At 40.1% G+C, this 22,423-nt stretch carries 19 protein-coding genes; all 19 read left to right on the forward strand.

From position 1 onward, the window contains the following. The first annotated feature begins 143 nt into the window (after positions 1 to 143). Positions 144 to 692, forward strand: a complete 549-nt coding sequence (locus tag ACH8E3_RS15265) for a superoxide dismutase family protein (protein WP_458633501.1) — start codon at positions 144 to 146, stop codon at positions 690 to 692. A gap of 134 nt (positions 693 to 826) precedes the next feature. Further along, positions 827 to 1,342 carry a methylated-DNA--[protein]-cysteine S-methyltransferase gene (locus ACH8E3_RS15270; protein WP_458633502.1) on the forward strand — a complete coding sequence of 172 codons (516 nt, stop codon included), beginning with the start codon at positions 827 to 829 and terminating at the stop codon, positions 1,340 to 1,342. 94 nt (positions 1,343 to 1,436) lie between these two features. After that, a complete protein-coding gene (locus ACH8E3_RS15275) occupies positions 1,437 to 1,856 on the forward strand; it encodes a MarR family winged helix-turn-helix transcriptional regulator (RefSeq protein ID WP_458633503.1) in 420 nt (139 codons plus the stop codon). Positions 1,857 to 1,963: 107 nt separating this feature from the next. Continuing rightward, positions 1,964 to 3,436, forward strand: a complete 1,473-nt coding sequence (locus tag ACH8E3_RS15280; RefSeq protein WP_458633504.1) for a DHA2 family efflux MFS transporter permease subunit — start codon at positions 1,964 to 1,966, stop codon at positions 3,434 to 3,436. Positions 3,437 to 3,525: 89 nt separating this feature from the next. Further along, entirely contained in the window at positions 3,526 to 4,842 is a 1,317-nt protein-coding gene (locus ACH8E3_RS15285; protein ID WP_458633505.1) for a hypothetical protein, read from the forward strand. Between the two features lie 117 nt (positions 4,843 to 4,959). Next, a complete protein-coding gene (locus tag ACH8E3_RS15290) occupies positions 4,960 to 5,976 on the forward strand; it encodes an NAD-dependent epimerase/dehydratase family protein (RefSeq protein ID WP_458633528.1) in 1,017 nt (338 codons plus the stop codon). Further along, positions 5,976 to 7,043 carry a dihydrodipicolinate synthase family protein gene (locus ACH8E3_RS15295; protein ID WP_458633506.1) on the forward strand — a complete coding sequence of 356 codons (1,068 nt, stop codon included), beginning with the start codon at positions 5,976 to 5,978 and terminating at the stop codon, positions 7,041 to 7,043. Before ACH8E3_RS15290 ends, ACH8E3_RS15295 begins: the two co-directional genes overlap by 1 nt. A 30-nt stretch (positions 7,044 to 7,073) precedes the next feature. Further along, complete coding sequence (gene sdaAB / locus ACH8E3_RS15300; protein ID WP_458633507.1) at positions 7,074 to 7,763, forward strand: L-serine ammonia-lyase, iron-sulfur-dependent subunit beta; 690 nt, start codon at positions 7,074 to 7,076, stop codon at positions 7,761 to 7,763. Beyond that, positions 7,760 to 8,653, forward strand: coding sequence for an L-serine ammonia-lyase, iron-sulfur-dependent, subunit alpha (gene sdaAA / locus ACH8E3_RS15305; protein WP_458633508.1), 894 nt, complete (start codon positions 7,760 to 7,762; stop codon positions 8,651 to 8,653). The genes sdaAB and sdaAA overlap by 4 nt, the downstream gene beginning before the upstream one ends. Then, positions 8,650 to 9,831 (forward strand): M20 metallopeptidase family protein, encoded by a 1,182-nt coding sequence (locus ACH8E3_RS15310; RefSeq protein ID WP_458633509.1) that lies wholly within the window; start codon positions 8,650 to 8,652, stop codon positions 9,829 to 9,831. The genes sdaAA and ACH8E3_RS15310 overlap by 4 nt, the downstream gene beginning before the upstream one ends. 59 nt (positions 9,832 to 9,890) lie before the next feature. Continuing rightward, positions 9,891 to 11,555, forward strand: coding sequence for a hypothetical protein (locus tag ACH8E3_RS15315; protein ID WP_458633510.1), 1,665 nt, complete (start codon positions 9,891 to 9,893; stop codon positions 11,553 to 11,555). Positions 11,556 to 11,783: 228 nt separating this feature from the next. Beyond that, the gene (locus ACH8E3_RS15320) at positions 11,784 to 13,388 is read left to right on the forward strand and encodes an extracellular solute-binding protein (protein ID WP_458633511.1); all 1,605 of its coding nucleotides are present in this window, start codon (positions 11,784 to 11,786) and stop codon (positions 13,386 to 13,388) included. Between the two features lie 128 nt (positions 13,389 to 13,516). Continuing rightward, on the forward strand, positions 13,517 to 14,434 hold the full coding sequence (locus ACH8E3_RS15325) for an ABC transporter permease (RefSeq protein ID WP_458633529.1): 918 nt from the start codon (positions 13,517 to 13,519) through the stop codon (positions 14,432 to 14,434). Beyond that, complete coding sequence (locus ACH8E3_RS15330; protein WP_458633512.1) at positions 14,428 to 15,291, forward strand: carbohydrate ABC transporter permease; 864 nt, start codon at positions 14,428 to 14,430, stop codon at positions 15,289 to 15,291. Before ACH8E3_RS15325 ends, ACH8E3_RS15330 begins: the two co-directional genes overlap by 7 nt. A 65-nt stretch (positions 15,292 to 15,356) precedes the next feature. Further along, positions 15,357 to 17,609, forward strand: a complete 2,253-nt coding sequence (locus ACH8E3_RS15335; protein WP_458633513.1) for a helix-turn-helix domain-containing protein — start codon at positions 15,357 to 15,359, stop codon at positions 17,607 to 17,609. Between the two features lie 23 nt (positions 17,610 to 17,632). Beyond that, positions 17,633 to 18,628: a zinc-dependent alcohol dehydrogenase gene (locus ACH8E3_RS15340; protein WP_458633514.1), complete on the forward strand. Its 996-nt coding sequence runs from the start codon at positions 17,633 to 17,635 to the stop codon at positions 18,626 to 18,628. 624 nt (positions 18,629 to 19,252) lie between these two features. Continuing rightward, entirely contained in the window at positions 19,253 to 20,644 is a 1,392-nt protein-coding gene (locus tag ACH8E3_RS15345; RefSeq protein ID WP_458633515.1) for a protoporphyrinogen oxidase, read from the forward strand. 271 nt (positions 20,645 to 20,915) lie between these two features. After that, a complete protein-coding gene (locus ACH8E3_RS15350; protein WP_458633516.1) occupies positions 20,916 to 21,398 on the forward strand; it encodes an RrF2 family transcriptional regulator in 483 nt (160 codons plus the stop codon). 17 nt (positions 21,399 to 21,415) lie between these two features. After that, the gene (locus tag ACH8E3_RS15355) at positions 21,416 to 22,408 is read left to right on the forward strand and encodes an LLM class flavin-dependent oxidoreductase (protein ID WP_458633517.1); all 993 of its coding nucleotides are present in this window, start codon (positions 21,416 to 21,418) and stop codon (positions 22,406 to 22,408) included. Positions 22,409 to 22,423: the final 15 nt, after the last annotated feature.

Here is a 22,423-nt window from a genome sequence, read left to right on the forward strand (position 1 = left end):
TACGTACGGTGGTGTGAGAGGTCGGGGGCTAGTCGCCCCCTCCTACTCGATTATTCGCATGAGCAAAGAGGTTTCTTTTTATGAAAAAGGGATAGGCTAGACATAGAATGAAAATATGAATAGAAAAACAGGAGGAAGAAAATTTGAAGAAAAGTGCGATATTTGTAGGATTATGTCTGGTTAGTATGATGATCTTAGTAGGTGTATTCGTAATACCTGATGCATTTGCTAAGTCCAAAGAGATGGAGATCAAGACAAAGATCATCAATACCAAAGGGGAAGAGATCGGGACTATCGTAATTTCTCAACAAGATAAGGCAGTGAAGCTTCACATCGAAGCAAGGAACCTATCACCTGGTGCACATGGCATACACTTCCATGAGAATGGTAAATGTGATGCACCCGATTTCAAATCAGCAGGTGCGCATTTCAATCCTGAACATAAGGAACATGGATTTAACAATCCACAAGGGTATCATGCGGGAGATCTTCCTAATCTCATAGTGAAAGAGGATGGAACCGTTACGGCTGATATAGAGAGCACAACCGTTACACTTGCCAAAGGAGCTTCCAACTCATTATTAAAGCCTGGGGGAACATCGATTATTATTCATGAGCAGGCAGATGATTATGTTACAGATCCATCAGGAAATTCAGGTGATCGTATCGCTTGCGCTGTGATTCAACCCTAATTAAAATAGAATACCAATCATCCCTGAGAAATATATTTCTTAGGGATGATTTGATATGGAGAATAGAATAAAGGATTCACTTCAATTCAAGACTATTAGTTGGTATTATAGTATGAATAGGAGTGGATCATCGGATGAACACATCAAATAACGTCATATTTTGGACATTATGGACATATGAAGGTTGGAAGTTATATATTGCAGCAACAGATAAAGGGTTATGTTATGTGGGTTCCCAGGACAAACCATTTGAAGAAATGTTGTGTTGGATCAACAAGAAATTACCTATGCATGAATTCACTGAAGATATAGATAAGTTAGAGAAATATGGATTAGAACTTATTCGTTATTTCCATGGGGAGATGGATGAATTCTCTATCCCAGTAGAGTTACATGGTACCCCATTTCAATTGGCTGTGTGGCATGTACTCATGGATATTCCATATGGAGAAACCCGAACCTATACGGACATTGCGATTACGCTTCAACAACCATTGGCTGTACGTGCGGTAGCTAGTGCGATTGGTGCAAATCCAGTATTAATTGCTGTTCCATGTCATCGTGTTGTTGGAAAGAATGGGTCTCTAAGCGGTTATCGTGGTGGTTTAACTATGAAGTCTATACTTTTACAACACGAGTCTGTAAGGTAGTTCTTGGATAATACTTACAGGCATGGTTGACAATATTATGACAACTAGCATATCATTAGCAAGCTAAGCATTTAACTTGAAGAGGTGTAAAGAGATGATCGATGATGATATTCGCTTATTATTAGGTAAATTAAGCGCAAAATCGAGAAAACGGTATTCTGAAGAGCTTGTTAAGCTTCAGCTTCATGTGGGTCAGGAATATGCTTTATATGAGCTATGGCTAGAAGATGGTATTCAGCAATCACAATTAAGTGAAAGAATGGGATGCGAACCACCAACTGTCAGTAATATGTTGAAAAAGTTGGAGGAGTATGGTCTAGTTAACAGAATTCATGATACGAAGGATGCTCGTATTAGCCGTGTATATCTAACAGACAAGGGCAAAGAACTTCAACAACCACTAGAAGATGTATGGCAACGACATCAACAGAGGCTATTAGAGGGTATCTATTCAGAGGAGAAACTATTATTAAGACGTCTTCTTCAACAAATGATCCAGAACCTAAATAATTAATAAAATTATGCATCGTTACTTTTTGGGATAATACTTAGCATGCTAAGTATTATGAGTTGTCATAGGTTCACATCATCTTAGATTAGGATAAGGAGAATATTAAATTTATGGAACAAAGCAACAATGTAAGATCAGGACCTATATTAACGGTATTATTAATTGGGGCTATTGCAGCTGTATTAAATCAAACGGTATTGAATGTGGCCTTGCCCACATTATCAAAAGAGTTCGGGATTGAGACTTCAACAGCTCAATGGTTAATTACACTATATATGCTGGTTAGTGGTGTATTCATCCCAATTACAGCATTTTTGATGGATCGATTTACTACTCGACAGTTATTCTTTGCTTCGATGATCACTTTCTCCGCAGGTACGATTCTGTGTGGGGCAGCGCCAACCTTTGTAATATTGTTAATGGGTCGTGTGGTTCAGGCCATTGGGGCAGGTATTGTCATGCCTTTATTAACGAATGTCGTTTTCCGACTCTTTCCAATTGAGAAGCGTGGATCTGCCATGGGAATTGTTGGTGTAGCGATTATGTTTGCACCTGCTATAGGTCCGACACTTTCGGGATTAATCATTACACATATGTCATGGCGTTTTGTGTTTTTTGCTGTGTTACCTTTTTCACTTCTTGCGTTGATTTCATCATTCTTTATACTAAAGAATGTCTCCGTTGCTAGACCAGCAAAACTTGATATGATTAGTGTCATTACATCAACACTTGGATTCGGTGGTATTTTATATGGTTTCGGTGTAGCAGGCAAACTAGGATGGAGTAGCTATCCCGTCATTTGTGCTCTATTGGTTGGTACGATTTCACTTCTGTTATTTGTTCTACGTCAATTAAAAATAGACAAGCCAATGATTGATTTATCGATATTCAAATCATTAGAATATACTCTGTCGATTGTTATTAGTTTTTTCGTGAACGGGGTTGTCTATTCAGCGATGATTCTACTCCCAATCTATCTACAGATTAGTCGTGGTATGTCTGCATTAGAATCTGGGTTATTCCTCTTGCCAGGTAGCATTGTCATGGCAATCATGTCGCCAATTGCAGGTAGAATATTTGATCGACATGGTATGAAATGGATTGGAGTACTTGGTGTGAGCTTACTTGTCATAACCACAGCATTGTACACGAACTTAACTTACACAACAGGAATTGTATTGATGATCGTAATCTATATGGTGCGTTCTTTTGGCGTAACTTTTCTAACGATGCCACTCATGACTGCGGGATTAAATTCATTACGGTCAGACATACAAGGTCATGGAACAGCCATGCAGAATACACTTCAATCCATTTCTGGTGCAATAGGAACGGCAGTGATGACTACAATCATGACCTCCCAAACGGATCTATTCATTGCGAAGGAAATTAGAAACACCGCTCTATCTAATCCAAGTCAAGAACAATTAAGTGTGATTTCAGCGGATGGATTAATATTTGGGATAAATTCAGCATTTATTATAGCTACTATTTTTGCCGTAATTGGACTGATTAGCATGATCGTAATGGCTGTTGCTCTAGATAAGAAACATAAGAGAAGTAAGTTGGTTGAATTGGGCTAGGGTTCATGAATGGATTGTGTAATTTGCATTGACAGGGTTACAATAGGAATCGAATGACACTTACTTGGATGTAAAGGAATGATATGATTATGCAAATCAAAATTGGGATTATTGGAACAGAAACGCTTGTTGACAAGATTATGGGTGTGATCCAATCCTTCCCGACTTTTGTGCCCATCACAAGAATTGTCACCCATGAGGAAGATTCCGTGCTTTTCGCTGAACAACTTAGCAATGATGTTGAATTGCTCCTTCTATCCGGCCCGTTAACACACCGCAGGGTGAAAGAGATTGTACCTTTATCCATTCCTGTTCACTATGTCCCTTTGACAGGGGCAGGGTTATACAAGGCTTTATTTCATTCGATGCAATCAGGTAAATTACGAGGTGGTATCTCGGTAGATACGCTTACGAAGACGATTGTCATGCGAACATTACAAGACCTTGACCTTGAGGCAACTAGAGTGGTCGTGTATGATGGGCCCGCTTATGCCTCACCTGAACAATTGATTGCATTTCACCAGACACAAGCTGAATCAGGGAACTGCTCCATGGCTTTAACAGGGGTTGAGCAAGTAGCGCAGCAATTAACGAATATGCAAGTATCCAATGAATGGTTGGTTCCATCTGAACAAGATATCATAGTGTCTCTTGAACGCGCACTTCTATCCTCTGAATCAAGACGTGGCAAAGAGTCTCAGATTGTTGTTGGGATGATTAATGTGGATGATTTCGGAAAATTAGTGATGAAGCGTAACAGTGAACACGATGTTCAGAAATTAAAGCTTGATATTCATCGCATGGTTCTTGGTTATGTGGAATCACTAGATGGTTATTTGACGTCATTGGGTGGAGATGAATATCTCTTTTTTACAACACGAGGAATCTTTGAGAGGGAGACTTCGGGATATAAAACAATTCCTCTAGCGAAGGATGCGAATATATCGCTTGGCATATCTCTAAGTATGGGGATTGGATTTGGTATATCGGCGAATGTTGCAGGGATGAATGCTAGAATTGCTCTGCGTAAATCAAAGGAAGCTGGGGGCAATACATGCTTCATTGTTAGGGAAGACCAAACACTTATTGGTCCGTTAGAGATGGCTGATCCTGTACAGACGGTATTATCACCTATGGATGCAGAACTCGTGAAGAGAGCAGAGGATGCCGGTATGACAAGTGCTTATCTTAGCAAGCTTCTGAACCAGATGGCTCGTTTCGGTAAGAATGAATATACAGTACATGATCTGGCATCATTGTTAGACGTGACGGTAAGAAGTGCACATCGATTACTATTGCTCTGGATAGATAATGGATTGGTGGACATTGCTGGGCTAGAGAAGATGCCAAAGGGAAGACCAAGACAAATCTTTCGGGTTATTATTTTAGACGATAAATCACGCTAAGTCCTACCAACAGTACCATCATTTTTATCCCTATTTACAGACAACATAAAGACCTGTCTTTATATCTAAACTTTGAGTATGCTATAGATATAAACCTGTTAGGAGGAGATTGAAATGATGAGAACAGTTGCAGACTTAGAAGCTAAATTAGCAGAGCCATCTGAATCGTTAATACAAGATCTATCGAAAGTGAATGGAGATATAGTTTTATTAGGGGTAGGGGGAAAGATGGGTCCTAGTCTAGCGCGATTGGCTGTTAATGCCATTCGTGAAGGAGGTCTATCCAAGCGTGTTATTGGGGTGTCACGCTTCTCGAACGAAGAGGCAAGACGAGAGTTGGAAGAGGCAGGTGTTGAGACGATATCATGCGACCTTCTGAATGATGAAGAATTAAATCGTCTACCTCATGCAGAGAATGTCATCTATATGGCAGGCAATAAATTCGGAACGACAGGTAAGGAACATTTTACATGGGCGATGAATACGTATTTACCAGGTAGAGTGGCAGAGAAATATAAGGATTCTCGCATAGTTGTATTCTCTTCTGGTAACATCTATCCATTCTCACCCGTAAGTAGTGGGGGTTCGGACGAGAGTGTGGCACCTGAGCCAATAGGTGAATACGCACAATCTTGTCTTGGACGGGAAAGAATCTTCGAGTATCATTCACATAAGAATGGTACACCGATGACGATGTATCGATTGAATTATGCCAATGATATGCGTTATGGTGTATTGCTCGAATTAGCTAAATCCATTAATGAAGGGCGTCCCATCGATCTTTCAACAGGATATGCTAACGTGATCTGGCAAGGGGATGCTAATTCCATGGCACTTCGTTGTTTGACGACATGTACGAGTCCGCCAACGATTGTCAATATTACAGGACCAGAGACGATGTCCATTCGCTGGGCGGCAACAGAATTTGGGAAACGTCTAGGAAAAGAAGTTATATTTGAAGGTACAGAAGCAGAAACAGCGTTGTTAAATAATGCGTCACGCTCGCATCAACTGTTCGGTTATCCAACGGTACCACTTCTACAGATTGTGGATTGGATGTCTGATTGGGTAGAACAAGGTGGAGCGACTTGGAATAAGCCAACACATTTCCAAGAGAGAAAGGGGAAATTCTAATGGCAACGAAATCTACGCTATCATCCGAGTTAATGCAAGCGCTTCATGAAGGTCTAGTCATACCTGCTCATCCTTTAGCACTTGATGAGAATCGTATATTAGATGAACAACATCAACGTGCACTCACGCGTTATTATATGGCTTCAGGTGCAGGTGGTGTAGCTGTAGGTGTCCATTCCACTCAATTCGAGATTCGTGATGAAGAACATAATCTGTATGAACCTGTCTTAAGAATGGCTGCTGAAGAGATTGATGCAGCACAGCTGAATCGCCCATTTATTAAAGTAGCTGGTATTTGTGGGCCAACGGAGCAAGCCTTAGCTGAGACGCAAATCGCACTTCGTCTTGGATATGATGCAGCATTACTGAGTATGGGCGGACTTGTAGGATGGACGGAAGAAGAGATTCTTAGACGTACGGAAGCCGTTGCAGCATGTATGCCTGTTATAGGATTCTATCTGCAACCATCCGTAGGTGGGAGAATATTCACTTATGATTTCTGGTTGAAATTCTCGGAGATCCCTAATGTTGTAGCTATTAAAATGGCTCCATTCAATCGATATCAGTCCATTGATGTAGCGCGTGCAGTATGTTACTCGAGTAGAAGAGATGAAATCGCCTTATATACCGGTAATGATGATAATATCGTCAATGATCTGCTCACAACATTCAGATTCAAGGTTAACGGTGTACCTGTTGAAAAGAGTATTGTTGGAGGATTGTTAGGTCATTGGGCAGTATGGACGAATAAAGCAGTTGAGCTACTTGAAGAGATTAAGAACATTCGCAATGATGATAATATATCACGCGAATGGTTGACTCGTAATATTCAGGTGACCGATTCCAACGCTGCATTCTTTGATCCTGCACATCAATTCGCAGGCTGTATCCCAGGGATTCACGAGGTGCTTCGTAGACAAGGATTATTAAAAGGAACTTGGTGCCTGAATCCAGAAGAAACATTATCTTATGGTCAATCCGAAGAGATCGATCGTGTGTACGACCAATATCCACATCTTCATGATGATGCATTCGTTGCTGCACATTTGAAGGATTGGCTATCATAGAGTCGGGAGTATCATGAGGAGGATATTAACGTGAGATTTAAAGACGTGTTCTCTATTATTGGTCCGAGTATGATCGGGCCTTCCAGTTCTCATACAGCAGGTGCTGTAAGACTTGGCAGAACGGCTAGACAAATTGCAGGGAAACTACCAGATATAGTAGATATTCATTTCTATGGTTCCTTCGCAGATACTTATCGTGGTCATGGAACAGATCTAGCGATTGTTGGAGGATTGTTAGATTATGATACGGATGATCATCGAATAAAAGATGCGATAAATATAGCAGAAGAGAATGGCATGAAGGTGAAGTTCCATACGGATGAAATGCCCAAACCTGGGGTTCACCCCAACACTGCGATGCTCATCTTGAAATGTGGAGATCAGGTTACTCGGGTAATGGGGTGCTCCATTGGCGGGGGAAGTGTGGAGATTACGAGCGTCAATCAATTTGATGTGAAATTCACAGCGATATATCCCACCCTGCTTATATTCCATGATGATAAGCCTGGGATGATTGCTAGAATGACAGATATTCTTAATCTGACCAACACGAATATTGGATATATGGAGGTTGATCGCAAATCAAGAAACGGTGATGTATTAACCGTGATTGAGAGTGATGATTCGATCAACCCAGAGGTTATACAGCAAATTACTAGCTTGACACATGTAAATCAAGTGTGTGTTATCGATCTCAGGAGTAGAGGAGTCGAACAATGAGATTCTCAAATCTATCTGAACTGATTGAATTATGTCAACTCGAACAAATGTCGATCGGGCAACTTATGGTCGTAGAGCAAGCGAAGGAGTCCGGCAAGACAGAATCCTTCGTAATTACTCAGATGGCTGAGTATTATCAGATCATGAAAGAAGCTGTGCGAAAGGGAATTGAAGAAGATACTAGATCGCGTAGTGGTCTAACGGGTGGAGATGCACAGCGAGTACACACTTATATGCAGAATCATATAAGTGCTCTAGGAACAGAGGCTTGTACAGCTCTGGCTTATGCGTTAGCTGTCTCTGAGGTTAATGCTTCAATGGGACGTATTATAGCTACACCGACAGCAGGATCGTGTGGAATTATACCAGGTGTATTCGTCAGTTCTCAGGAGAAATTTGGTTGGGAGGACGAGTTATTGGTGCAAGGGTTATTCGCTGCCGGGGCTATTGGCTATGTCATTGCTAACAATTCATTCGTATCTGGCGCAGAAGGTGGTTGTCAAGCTGAAGTCGGATCGGCCATCGGAATGGCTGCGGGTGCTTTAACCGAACTACGGGGTGGAACGCCAGATCAAGCTGTGCATGCTGTTGGGCTTGCACTTAAGAATTCATTAGGTCTTATTTGTGATCCTGTCGCGGGGTTGGTAGAGATTCCTTGTATTGTTAGAAATGGATTCGGAGCTGTCTCCGCTTTAACAGCTTCTGATATGGCACTTGCTGGTATACGAAGCGTCATTCCGTCGGATGAAGTTATTGATGTTATGTTGGAAGTAGGTATCCGCATGCCGGAAAAACATAGGGAAACTTCAAAGGGCGGATTAGCTCAGACACCCACAGGACGTAGAATTATGAAAGAACTTTATGGAAAGGAGGATATCAAGCCATCATGAGTATTCTTCATTTAGCTAATGAAATGGCTCCTGAGTTAATCTCTTTTCGAAGAAAGTTACATCGTTATCCTGAACTTAGCTTACAAGAACAAGAAACAGCGGATTTCGTTGCTGAACAACTTGAGCAGATAGGTATTCCATACCGACGTGGTGTCGGAGGACACGGCATCGTAGCCGAAATACAGGGCGAGTGCCCGGGACCTACGATTGCCTTACGTGCAGACATGGATGCGCTTCCGATTCAAGAAGAGACAGATCTACCCTTTTCTTCCACACGTCCTGGATTGATGCATGCATGTGGACATGATGCCCATACCGCTATATTGATAGGTACTGCGAAGCTACTTGTGAATCAGAAGTTCGCTGGAACGGTGAGGTTGATCTTTCAAGCTGCAGAAGAAGTTAATGCAGGAGCTAAAGCAATGATTGATGATCAAGTCTTGGATGGGGTTTATGAAATCTATGGGTTGCACAATCTTCCTACATTATCTGCAGGTATGACAGCGACACGCAAAGGTTCAATGATGGGTTCTGTGGATCGTATAGAGATCAACTTAGAAGGAAAAGGCGGACATGGAGCGATGCCTGATCAAAGTATTGATCCTGTCGTATGTGCATCTGCTATTGTGATGGCACTCCAAACCATCGTAAGTAGGGAAGTGTCTCCATTTGATCCTATAGTTATTACCATTGGTAGTATTATTTCGGGAGATGCCAATAACGTTATCCCGAAGAATGCTGTAATGACAGGAACCATCCGTACCTTTGATCCACAAGCACAGCACTTCATGCCTGAGAGAATAGAAAGAATCGTTCATCAAATCGCAGATGCTTATCGCTGCCAATCTGTAGTGAAGTATATACATCAAGTTCCTGTACTAGTGAACCACGATGAGCAAGTCCAACATGTGGAATCCATTATTGATCGTTTAATTGGTGAAGAACATCGAATTACAGCAGATCCTACAATGGCTGGAGAAGACTTCTCCGTCTATTTGCGACATGTTCCAGGATGTTTCTTTTGGCTTGGATCTGGGCCAACCGATGATGCAGATCAAGCTTTTGGATTACACCATCCTAAATTTAATCTGAACGAGGATTGTATCCCTTTAGGTGCATCCATACTAGCCGAGATTGCAATACAGCGTTTAACTGAATTATCTACAATACCGTTGTGAACAGTATACATTTAAGTCCATCGTTATGGACTACTTTAAATTGTTGAGGTGACAAAGATATGAATAATATCATGAAGTTAAGGGACCACCGCGTTCTTGATTTCGCCTACGAAGAATTGTGTAAAATGGCAACAACACATCAAGTAGCTGAACATCATGAACAAGAGCAAATACAAGAACAATGGATTATCGGTACGTGGGATGATTGCGTTAACCAGTTGACATTAGATGAATCCATGCGTGATTGGCCATGGAATCCACCTGGGAATGTTGCTTATGATCATGATGCCTACACTATTTTTCGAAACGGTAATGCATGGATATTAACGGGGAAAAGCGAGCGATCTACCCTTTACGCTGTGTACGAATATTGCAAGAAACATTGGAAAATGGAATGGATCTACCCTGATGAGACTTCGACTAATATTGCCAATAGATCTACTCAAGATGTAATGGTATCCATTGAACAACCTGAATTCAAACGCAGAGGGTTTGTGTATGAGAATCTAAAGGATAAAGATTATTTGGTTGATGTGGTTGATTGGTTAGGGAAGAACAAACTCAATGAGCTGTTTCTAACTTTTCCATTATGGGATTATGTGAAAGATATGCTTCAACCGGAATTGGAAAAAAGAGGGATTGACCTCACCCTCGGAGGTCACAGTATGAAATTCTTTACGGAGGGTATGCATGCTGTTGGAATGAACCATGATGGGTCTGCTCCTGCTTTTGCTGGGCATAAACAGCTGAATTATGAAGATGAGAGCTGGCAACAGCTTGTGATCGCCGACATTGTGGCGTATTGCCAATCGATACCTATGCTTACTAGAATCTCATTATGGCCCGAAGATACAGCCGTTTCTGATGATCAGATCATAGCGACTCCATTTATCTTATTGTATCAACGATTTACTGAACGGTTACAGGATGCCTTCACGCTATCAGGTTCTGCTATTAAGGCTGAACATATTGCCTATAATGCGGGACTATCTTGGAAGATGCTTGAATTGGATGAAGGGTCCAATACCTCCTCACAAGTGAATACGTTATTTGCCTATTGGGGACGTGATTATAGTCAAGGATTTCATGACTGTGATCGTTCGGAAGAACAAAGGGCTTATCACAATCTAGAGAACTGGATCGAAGGCACACAGAAGAATCTTAAAGAGTTAACTATATTTGAATACTACAGTGATCATTATATGTTAAGTCACCTCTTTCCAATAATGCCTGAGAGAATATATAACGATCTAAACCATTATCGAACGCTAGGGATTCATTCTATTGTAAATCTAGTTGTTCCTTATCCACAAGCGGGCGATACGTATTCATGGAAATGGGCGCAAGGTTATAATAGTTACATGTTCGCAAGGTCTGCTTGGGGTGATTCACTAGCGACGATTAAAGCGGATTATTGGAATTATGCCTCAGAAGAGATACGGACTTACCTGGAAGAAGCGGTGGACAAAGTGGGTGAAATTCTTTCGCGTATTTCCTATTATAATGTTCCACTTTTTCCTGCAAGAGTAGTTGATGTTCAAGTTGCAAATAAGGAAGGGTCTGCAGATGTTATTGCCATACTTCAACAATTAAATGAAGAACTACGAGGGATTATTCATGAAATACAATGTACGCCATATGAAGAACAAACAGCCTTTAAGCAATACTTTGAGCATCTTTTCAACATTTCAAATGAATTAGTAAAAGAGTGGAAAAAACCATGATGTTAATAAAGGTGCATTATCCATCAAATATTCACGATTACCCTCCATGTTAGCAAATTCCACACACGTTAATGTGTTGATATCATTGGATTTTAAACAATTACGATTAGTTCACAAGAGAAAGTTGTTACTAAAATGAAAACGCTTTATTTACGAAAATAACAGTGATCGATAGAATATGAATTGTCAGGAACATACCTGATAACAACTAAAAGGGGAGGCAATAAAATGTCTAAAAGAATTCTCAGTTTGACACTTGTTTTGGCACTAATGATTTCCGTGTTAGCTGCATGTGGAGGTTCCAACAATAAGAATGCTGGCAAGAATGATACACCAGCTAATACGACTCCACCCGTCACGGATAAAGCACCTGCAACAGATTATGGTGATACAGGCGGTCTAACTCTACCATTAGTAGATAAGCCAACGACGGTAACTTGGATGATCGCAAGTGAGAATCCGGTGAATGACAAAATGATTGTTAAAGAAATTGAGAAACGTACTGGAATTACAGTTGATTTCCAGACGCATTCTAAATCTACCTTTCAAGACAAACTAAGAGTAACGGTTGCATCTGGTAAACTTCCAGATATCTTCAGTGGTATGACTCCTCCCGAATTAAAGAAGATGGGTCAACAAAAAGCAGTCGTTGCTTTTAACGACTATGCAGATCAGCTACCTAACTTCAAAAGATTGTATATGGAAGAAAATGACTGGGTTCTCAACTCATATGGTGATGAAGAAGGCAAATTGTACACCTGGCCTATCTATAATCTTAACCGCGACGTAAACCATGGGTTTATGTACAGAAAAGACATCTTTGAAAAGAACAATATTCCGGAGTGGACGGATACAGAAGGTTTCTATCAAGCACTTAAGAAGTTAAAAGAAATCTATCCTGATTCCTATCCTTATGCTTCAAAGACAAAAGCAAACATCTTTAAAGACTGGTCTTATGGTTGGGGTCTAAACTACCCGGTCTATTATGATGAATCTACAAAGGAATGGAAATTCACTGCTACACAACCAGAGAATAAAGATATGTTGGATTTCATCAAAAAATTGTATTCTGAAGGATTAATCGATCCTGAATTCATTACAGATACATCAGATTCATGGACTGTGAAGATGACAACAGATAAGTCATTTGTTACGTACGATTGGATTGGACGTCTAGATTTATTCTATAACCAGATTAGTGCTGTTAACCCAGAGTATAACTTGCGTTATGGAAATCCAATTGGACCTACTGGAAACATTAGAACACTACCTAAGATTGAGACTGGCTTTGGAATCGCTGTAGCAAATAAAGATAACAAAGAAGCCGCTATGAAATTGCTTGACTACCTAACAAGTCCTTCCGGTGCTGCACTTATGACACTGGGTGTTGAAGGAGAAACATTTAATTTTGACGCTGATGGTAAACCAGTATATCCAGAATTAAAGGACGTTCCATTAGTTGATATTGCGGTATTAGAAGAGAAGTATGGTATGTGGCTTGAAGCAGCATACCTTGCACCTGATAGAAGAAGTGTCTACTACAACTTCACGGAGAAAGAACAAGAAGCACAAGACATGATGGTCAAGAATAATAAATTCGAAGCTGCTGATCCTGTCGTTAACTTCACAGATGAAGAAACATCTACGATTGCTGAAATGCTAACAACACTTACAAAGGCTATTGAAGAATTCAATACCAAATATGTATTGGATAAGTCTTATGGAGATTCACAGTGGGAAGCATGGAAAATTAGCGCCGATAAGTTAGGCGGATCTGACCTTGCGAAAATTTTCAATGATGCACAAAAACGTCTGGATGCAGCTCAAAAGTAAACAGTCACAATATTAAAGTTGTGACGGCACCCAGTTGAATATACTGGGTGCCATTCATTATAGATAGGAGGGACATACGCGTGGATAACCCTATTGTAAAAAGTAGACAAAAAAGATCTGTAAGCGCCATAGGACCCTATTTTAAAGGTGTGTTGAAACATATCATTAGAGATAGACAACTATTAATTCTATTTATTCCTTGTATTATTTTTTATGCACTATTTCGTTATGGTCCTTTATACGGATTAATTATTGCTTTTAAAGACTACAACGTGTTTACAGGAATTATGGCAAGTGAATGGGTTGGATTGAAGCACTTTATCAAGTTCTTTGAAAGTCCCGATTTTATAAAGTTATTTAGAAACACATTGACGTTGGGATTCTTTGCTTTAATATGTAGTTTCCCATTTCCGATCATGTTAGCCATATTGCTAAATGAAGTTAGAAACCTTCGATTGAAGAAAGTAATTCAGACGGCTACATATTTACCAACGTTTCTCTCAGTTGTTATTATTAGTAGTATGGTTATTGATTTCTTATCTCCTAATAACGGAATAATCAATCAGTTGATCACTCTTCTAGGCTTCGAGAGTAAATACTTTCTTATTGATTCTAATTGGTTCAGACCTATATATATTATTTCTGATATTTGGACTGGTACCGGGTATGAAGCTATCATTTTCCTAGCCGCTATTGCGGGTATAAGTCCAACACTATATGAAGCAGCGAGAGTGGATGGGGCTAGTAGATTCCGTATGATGTGGCATATTACGTTACCAGGACTTCTTCCGACCATTCTAATTATGTTTATTCTTAAGACAGGTAATATGATGAGAATTGGATACGAGAAAGTATTACTACTATATAACTCTATGACTTACGATGTAGCTGACGTCTTCTCTACATTCGTTTATCGTAAAGGGTTGTTAGAATCCAATTTCAGCTATGGTGCAGCAGTGGGTCTTTTCGAAGCATTGGTCGCTATGGTTATGTTGTTATCTGCTAACCTAATTAGTAAAAAGCTTGGAGGTAGAGGATTATGGTAGGAGAACGCAAGATAACCTTATTCGGAATTCTTAATATTATTATCCTTCTGTGTGCTGCCGCCGCGACGGTTTATCCTATTCTATACATTACTGCCATATCCTTAAGTGATACAGCAAGCGTCATCCAAGGGAAAGTATTCCTATGGCCAAAAGGGATAAATCTCGATGCGTATAAAGAAGTGCTTTTTGATCAGAAGATCCCAAGAGCCTATATGAACACTATTTATTATACGGTGTTAGGTACATCTATTAACTTATTCTTTACGGCCATTGCTGCCTATCCATTATCACGTCCGAACTTCTTCGCACGTAAGTTCTGGATGTTTGCGATAGTTATTACAATGTTTCTTCAACCAGGAATTATCCCGAACTATCTAATTGTACAAAAGCTGGGTCTAATAGATACAGTGTGGGCGATTGTTATTCCCAATGCCATTTGGACCTTCGAACTTATTATTCTAAAAAGTTTCTATGAGAGTATGTCAGATCAGATTCGTGAAGCAGCAGTTATTGACGGTGCATCTGAATTCCGAATTCTATTTAATATCGTAATCCCATTATCCAAGCCCGCTTTGGCTTCTGTAGGGTTATTCTATTTCATTGGCCACTGGAACAGTTTCTTCATTCCAATGATTTATTTGAATGACCAGACCATGTATCCATTGCAGGTCGTCCTACGAGGGATGTTGATCTTCAGTGAGGGTAACAATTCAGGTCTAGTTGATGCCGCTGCACTTGCACCGCAGGCAAAGAAGAATGCAACTATTGTTCTAGCCATGATCCCTGTATTGATGATCTATCCATTCGCGCAGAAGTATTTTGCCAAAGGAGTTATGTTGGGTTCCGAAAAGGGTTGAGGAGTAACGTATTAAGACGTAGAATGGGTGGATACCCATTATGAGCAACAGGAGATGACGAACTAATGAAGAGACTATTCATGAACTTAGGTGTACTACAGATATTTTTCTCATTACTCATTGTCATTTCCATCATGTTTGTATCCACTTACTTCGTCTATCGTAACTCAATTTCAGGTATTTATGAGAAAGTTAGTGAGAATAACACATTGGTCGTGAAATCAGTTGTTCAATCGTTTGATAATGACTTCACAACCATTAATAATATTATTTCGACGATAGATAATATGCAACCGCTTAATAGTATGGGTTCCACATTAGACGCACAATTGGACATGAGCAAAGTATATACAATGGTAGATAATTTATCGGGCCTTGTCTCGTCCATTGACTTCATCGAGGAAGTTGTTGTGTTCTATGAGGATTCCAACCTTGCTATTACATCCACAGGAACGACGAGCTTTCAATTATTATTTGATAAAAAGTATAAGCATGAAATACACAACTCCAATTACTGGAGAACATATGCGCTTAGTAAACATGCCTTAAAGATATTTCCTGCTGAAGTCTATGTGAATCAAACGGAAGGTGCACAAAAAAATAAAAAGAAGAATCTTATATTTGCAATGGGTGGAAATAAGTTCCAGATGACGAAGAATAATGTGATGATCATCATAGATGTTGCTGCCTTAATGAAACACACGAACCAAAAATCAATGATACCTGGCGCATCGATGATCGTACTTGATCAGAATAAGAATGTCATTCTGAGTACAGATCAGAATTGGGATCTCGTTGAGGTGCTTAACGATGTATATTTCAATTCCAATCAAGAGGCTACTTTAACACGTGGAGACTATGAATATAATTTCCATAAGTCGGACTACAACGATTATATCTATATTGATAAAGTCCCTTATCAGTTTCAGAATTTAGATTCCGTAGCTGAAGCCAATAACTTGATTATGCTAACAGCGATTATCTCTGCCATTATACTATCCGTATTTCTTAGTATTTATTTGAATCGACCTGTGAATAATATCCTCCGTTTGCTCGGTGGTGGAACCAGTAAAGGAAATGACTTCCGCAAAATTTATAGTGGTGTTGTTAAGATTCAAACAGAGAATCAGTCATACAAGGACCAGATTTCCTATGCCGATGAGGAATTACGTAGGGTTGTATTTCTGCAGTCATTAGATGAATATAAGCATTCTAAAGAACACGATATTTTGCTCCAGAAATATGATCTAGATTTCTTCTCAGCCAAACACTTTATAATGGCAATCATCCAAGTGAATGAGAATGATCGAGATTATGGATTCTCTATTCCAGTCGAACAAATAACGGAGAAATTACACAGTAGCATGAGACGAGAATCTATTGATGGGCATATTTTTTATGGTGCAAACGCTCAATTCATTATGGTTATTGGTCATGACGATCCGAAACAAAGAAAATTGATTATCAGGCAGTTACAAGCTTTTATTGTTCGTGCAGAGAAAGAAGACTTTATTGGTTTCTCCTTGTGGTCTTGTGTAAGTAAGGTATATAGCTCTGAGACTAAGAATTTCAGAAGAGCTTATCGGGATGTCATGAATGGATTGATATACCGTAATGTAAATGACAAGGTTAAAGTGACGGATGTCGATGAAATCCGCTATGTATGGAGTATACATTTACCTTTTGAGGATATGGAGAAGCTCTCCAATTATGTGCTACATGGCAAAGAAATTGAATCGGTTCAGATTATAAAAGAAATTATGAATGAAAATATACAACGAGATATTCATCATCATCAATTTGTGCACATTGCCAAAACAATTCTATTCTACCTGCTTAAATATGTCGGCGGTCATGGAACTTCACTTCAGGAGTTATATGAATTAGAACGAGATTTCTATCGAAAGGTAGATCATGCACAGAACTATCAAGGTGTTGAGAATGCCTTAATTGATGTTGTGAAACAGTTCTCAGCTCAGAGGATACAAACGCAAATGAACAAGCTGAATCCTACGTTTATCTCTCAATATATTGAACTTCATTACATGGAAAATATGTATTTAGATCATATCGCGGAAGTCATGGAGACGTCACCGAAATATTTCTCGAGTTATTTCAAGAAGACATTCGGCGTGAATTATGTGGAGTATGTCAATAAAGTAAGACTAGCTCACGCGAGAGAATTGTTGAAAGAAACGAATCTCACGATCGCTGAAATTGGAGAGAAGATAGGTTATTTGAATGCATCTACCTTCACTACAACGTTCAAAAAGTATCTTGGTGTATCGCCAAGTGTGTATAGAAACACAGAGAGATAGTCCAAATCTAGGAGGCCAATGGAATGAAATACATTGCAACGCAAGCAGGAAAGATCTTAATTGCAGAAAAGGATAAGCCCGAGGTGCTTCCAGGATATGTACTGATTCGTACGGAATATTCAGCGATCAGTCCTGGCACAGAAATGGGTTTTGTCAACAAGGCTTCAGATAAGATCGTTACGATAGGTTATAGCGCAGTAGGCATTGTTGAGCAATTGGGTGAAGGTGTAGATGAACACTACATGGGCAAACGTGTAGCATGTTATGGCGTTCCTTATGTACATCATGCGGAGTGGCTAGCTGTTCCGACGAATCTGACTGCACTTGTTCCTGATCATGTAGCGCCACAAGAAGCTGCTTTTGCTGGATTAGGTGCCATTGCTATTCATGCACTTCGCGTGGCAGATCTTAAATTCGGGGAATCAGCTATTATCGTAGGTCTAGGTATTCTAGGTAATATTATCGCTCAGATATCGAATGCGTCTGCCTATCGAACTTCTGGTATAGATCTGAACAGTGAACGTACAGCTATGTTAAGATCACAAGGGCTTACACATATGTATGATGAAGCATCACAATTGGAAGAAAACCTAGATGAAGTGACAGGCGGTGTTGGGGCAGATGCAGTTATACTCTGCGCAAGCGGATCTGGCGAACAGATCATCAACCCAGCTCTTGAATGGATTAGACTACGTGGAAAAGTTGTCATTGTTGGTGATATTTCGATGGAGTTTGCTAGAGGATTAATGTTCGGTAAAGAAGCTCAGATACTTATATCTCGTGCTGGTGGCCCTGGTAGGTATGATGCTGAATATGAGAAAAAAAATCAAGATTATCCGATAGGGTATGTTCGTTGGACGGAAGGTAGGAACATTGCTGAATATATTCGATTGTTAGCTGAAGGTCGTATTTCTGTGAAACCGCTTATAACAGATGTGTACCCATTGGAACGTGCGGCAGAAGCATATGCTAATTATGAGACACCTACAACAACGATAGCCACACTTATTAAATACTAAGAAGAATTAGCCTCAGAATGATTATTGGTTAGGACCTATTTCGACGTATACAGCATGCCTTTTCAGATCCCATTAGAATAAATGACATATAGGCATCTTGTAAGAATATTGGAACGACACATATTACGAGTGGTTGTTATCGCATGCATCCTGTATAAGTAAGAAGGAAAGACCATCTGTGATTCTTCTAATCACAGATGGTCTTGTTATTTCTGTGTAAGGATCATCCTTAGTAGTCCTTTTGAATTTAATTGCAAAAACAGCAACTAAATCTACGCAGATTAGGCATTAGCTCAATTTAGCTGCTTAGACAGCACTTAGTTTCTCAATAATCCTTATTCGTCACGATTCCCCTCGATTTAAATGTCATATACGCACTTAATTCTCTCTACTTTGCCTCAGTATCCAATTTAACTGTTGTTTATGCAGTTACAAGTGGATGTAACTTCGTATTTCATCGAAATTAGGTCTTCGTATTTGAACGAGCATAGGTCTTCGTTATATCATATTATATTAATTCAGATTAACGTCACTACCTGTCTGCTACATCCGCTACATCCCTATGATATAATGTACTCACTTAAATGAAGACTTGATATAACTATGGAAGCAGGTGTCAGCACATTGAGAACGGTCGTCGTGATTGGTGGGGGCGTAACAGGCTTGTCTACTACATATTATTTACAAAAAGCGATTCGAAATGCGCAAATGAACGACGTGAATATCATTTTGGTTGAATCTAGTGAAAGACTAGGCGGGAAGATGAGAACGCTGCATGAGGGTGGATTCATGATGGAATCGGGTGCAGATTCTATCGTAACGCGTAAGACCAATATCGCTCCCCTCATCAAGGAATTAGGTCTTGAAGATGAAGTTGTATATAACGCAACAGGAATATCTTATATCTATACGGAGGGACAGTTGCGACAAATTCCGCAGGATTGTGTATTTGGTATTCCATTAACTGTTGAGTCACTTGCGAAGTCAGAACTTATCTCCGCTGAAGGTAAGGTTGAAGCTTTGAAAGATCTATATACGCCTAATAAGAAGTTCACCAAGGATGATTCGGTTGCTGATTTCTTAGAAGCGTTTTTGGGTAAGGAATTAGTGCAGAAGCAAATTGGACCAGTCTTATCTGGCGTGTACTCTGGACGGTTGGAAGACCTAACGATGGCATCCACATTACCTTATTTGATTGATTATAAGAATGAATATGGCAGTATTATTCAGGGATTAACTGCAAATATAGCGAAATATCAAGGCAATGGCGACAAGAAGTTCATGTCATTTAAGAATGGGACTTCAGCCTTGATCGATTCCCTGGAACAACATCTCACTGACGTTGAGATGATAAAGGGTATACAGGCAGAACGAGTGGAGAAGAACGAAGATCAGTATCGTGTGACGCTTGCCAATGGACGTATATTAGATGCTGATCTTGTCGTGCTTGGGACGATGCACTCGACAGCACAAACCTTGCTTCAAGATGAGTATTTAAATGAGGACTTCAGCCAATTCATAAATAGTTCTCTTATTAGTGTATATCTTGGCTTCGATATTCCGGATTGTGAACTGCCGGCGAATGGGACAGGATTCATTACAGCAAACAGCGATGATGTGTTATGTCAGGCATGTACATGGACAAGTCGCAAGTGGGAGCACACATCCAAAGATCAACGTCTACTCGTTAGGCTGTTCTATAAGAGTTCTGGCCCGCATTATAATGATCTCGTTCAACTCTCGGAGGAGAAGATTGTGGAGGTCGCTCTTCAAGATATTCAGACCAGTCTTGGTATTACAGGCAAGCCCATCACATATGATGTGACCAAATGGCATGAGGTCATGCCGAATTATCATATTAGACACCATCAGATTGTAGCCTCACTTGAGGATAAGATGGCTAATCACTATCCAAATGTGATTCTAGCGGGATGTTCTTATTACGGTGTAGGGATTCCTGATTGCATTGCAAACGGAAAGAAGACAGCAGAGATGATCTTTGAACGTATAACCTAGTCATGTCAAGCTTATAATATCAACTAGATGATAACTGTAAGCCTCTAAGAAATTACTATCTAACAGAGTGATGTCTTGTAGCTACAGAGAATACAACAAGGTGTGCATGTCTCACGTATGCTGAGAATGTATACCTTGTTTTGTTATTTGTCTTATATGAGCATGAACACGTGGGGGTTTACATGTGCAAGCGTATATAGTAATATCTAACGTAGACAATTGTTATCCGTGTTAGAGTGATATGTCTATACGATGAATTGAGGTGATTTAGATGCATATGAAAACAGGCGTAGAACAGTCTGTATACGCCATTCTTCTTCTCCATATGTTGCCAGACAAAGCGGTGTTGCCCGGTGAAGTCATCAGTCAACTATTGGGAACATCTGCAACCTATTTTCAAAAACTGCTACGGAAGTTGGTTAGTGCCGACCTCATTACCTCTGTTCCAGGCGTTAAGGGTGGATTCAAGCTTAAGAAGAAACCAGAAGACATTCGGATATACGATATCTATATTGCCATTGAAGGACAGCAGACGCTCTATTCATCGAGTGGTATTTTTAATGATATGTTGGCTTTACAGGCACAGGACCAATGTTGTTTATTAACAGAGTTAATGGAGGAAGCCGAGAATTCATGGAAATCTGTCCTGAAGCGGGAGACGGTTGCCTCCATGTTGGATGAGATTCATAATGAACGCTTCAGAACAAAGATAGCACATTTACAATCTTGGGTTATTGAAAAAATGGTTATTTAATGAAGGGAAGTCATCCTATGAGATTAAGCGTATTAGATCAAGCGCCCATTACGAAGGGCAATACAGCAGTAAACGCTCTGAATCATGCCGAAGAATTAGCTATATTAGCAGATGAATTAGGTTATACTCGCATGTGGATGGCTGAGCACCATGGGACTCATTCTTTTGCCAGTTCAGCCCCAGAAGTGACCGCTGCTCGATTGGCTGCGAGAACGAATAGAATTCGCATCGGTACAGGTGGCGTCATGATGATGCATTATTCACCACTGAAACTTGCTGAAGTGTTCAAAACGCTTAGTGCGTTCTCACCAGGGCGGATAGACTTCGGCGTTGGTCGCGCACCAGGTGGTGATACGAAGGCAATGTACGCTTTGTCCGAAGGACGCGAACTGATGTTACGTAACTTATACACGAAGTTTGAGTTGGCCATGCAATTGATTAATGATGAAGTGCCAGCAGATGATTTATACAATGCAACCATAGCGATACCGTCACAGATTCATTTACCAGAGGCTTGGTTACTTGGTTCAAGTGGTAATAGTGCGCTTAAGGCAGCAGAGATGGGTGTGGGATATTCTTTTGCACAGTTCTTCAATGGGGCTATGAGCACAGATATTCTAAATACCTATCGAAACAACTTCGAACCATCCGCATTTATGAGTAAACCTGAGATTAATGTGACTTACATGGTGACTACTGCGGAAACGTTAGAAGAAGCTGAATATGAAGCACTGCCTCAGGATATTTTCCGCTTAATGATGTTGAAGGGCCAAATGAGACAATTGTTAACCCCTGAGGAAGCTCAGCAAGTCTCACTCACGGAAATGGATCGGATGCAGATTAAAGAGAATCGTAAAATTCATCTTGTTGGTGCCGTTAAAGATATCGCCGTGCAGTTACAAGAGGAGCAACATAAATATGGGTTCGATGAAGCTATGATATGTAGCATTCCTCATTCTCAAGACAAGCGTCTTGACGTCTATCGTTTATTAGCACGTGAATTATTGTAATTAGAGATGAACAAG

Source organism: Paenibacillus sp. CMAA1364 (assembly GCF_054373195.1).

Coding starts and splice junctions, on each gene's coding strand:
- ACH8E3_RS15315 (WP_458633510.1), top strand. CDS start 9,891: ATGAATAATATCATGAAGTTAAGGGACCACCGCGTTCTTGATTTCGCC.
- ACH8E3_RS15310 (WP_458633509.1), top strand. CDS start 8,650: ATGAGTATTCTTCATTTAGCTAATGAAATGGCTCCTGAGTTAATCTCT.
- ACH8E3_RS15330 (WP_458633512.1), top strand. CDS start 14,428: ATGGTAGGAGAACGCAAGATAACCTTATTCGGAATTCTTAATATTATT.
- ACH8E3_RS15270 (WP_458633502.1), top strand. CDS start 827: ATGAACACATCAAATAACGTCATATTTTGGACATTATGGACATATGAA.
- ACH8E3_RS15280 (WP_458633504.1), top strand. CDS start 1,964: ATGGAACAAAGCAACAATGTAAGATCAGGACCTATATTAACGGTATTA.
- ACH8E3_RS15350 (WP_458633516.1), top strand. CDS start 20,916: ATGCATATGAAAACAGGCGTAGAACAGTCTGTATACGCCATTCTTCTT.
- ACH8E3_RS15275 (WP_458633503.1), top strand. CDS start 1,437: ATGATCGATGATGATATTCGCTTATTATTAGGTAAATTAAGCGCAAAA.
- ACH8E3_RS15340 (WP_458633514.1), top strand. CDS start 17,633: ATGAAATACATTGCAACGCAAGCAGGAAAGATCTTAATTGCAGAAAAG.
- sdaAA (WP_458633508.1), top strand. CDS start 7,760: ATGAGATTCTCAAATCTATCTGAACTGATTGAATTATGTCAACTCGAA.
- ACH8E3_RS15295 (WP_458633506.1), top strand. CDS start 5,976: ATGGCAACGAAATCTACGCTATCATCCGAGTTAATGCAAGCGCTTCAT.
- ACH8E3_RS15320 (WP_458633511.1), top strand. CDS start 11,784: ATGTCTAAAAGAATTCTCAGTTTGACACTTGTTTTGGCACTAATGATT.
- ACH8E3_RS15285 (WP_458633505.1), top strand. CDS start 3,526: ATGCAAATCAAAATTGGGATTATTGGAACAGAAACGCTTGTTGACAAG.
- ACH8E3_RS15290 (WP_458633528.1), top strand. CDS start 4,960: ATGAGAACAGTTGCAGACTTAGAAGCTAAATTAGCAGAGCCATCTGAA.
- ACH8E3_RS15335 (WP_458633513.1), top strand. CDS start 15,357: ATGAAGAGACTATTCATGAACTTAGGTGTACTACAGATATTTTTCTCA.
- ACH8E3_RS15355 (WP_458633517.1), top strand. CDS start 21,416: ATGAGATTAAGCGTATTAGATCAAGCGCCCATTACGAAGGGCAATACA.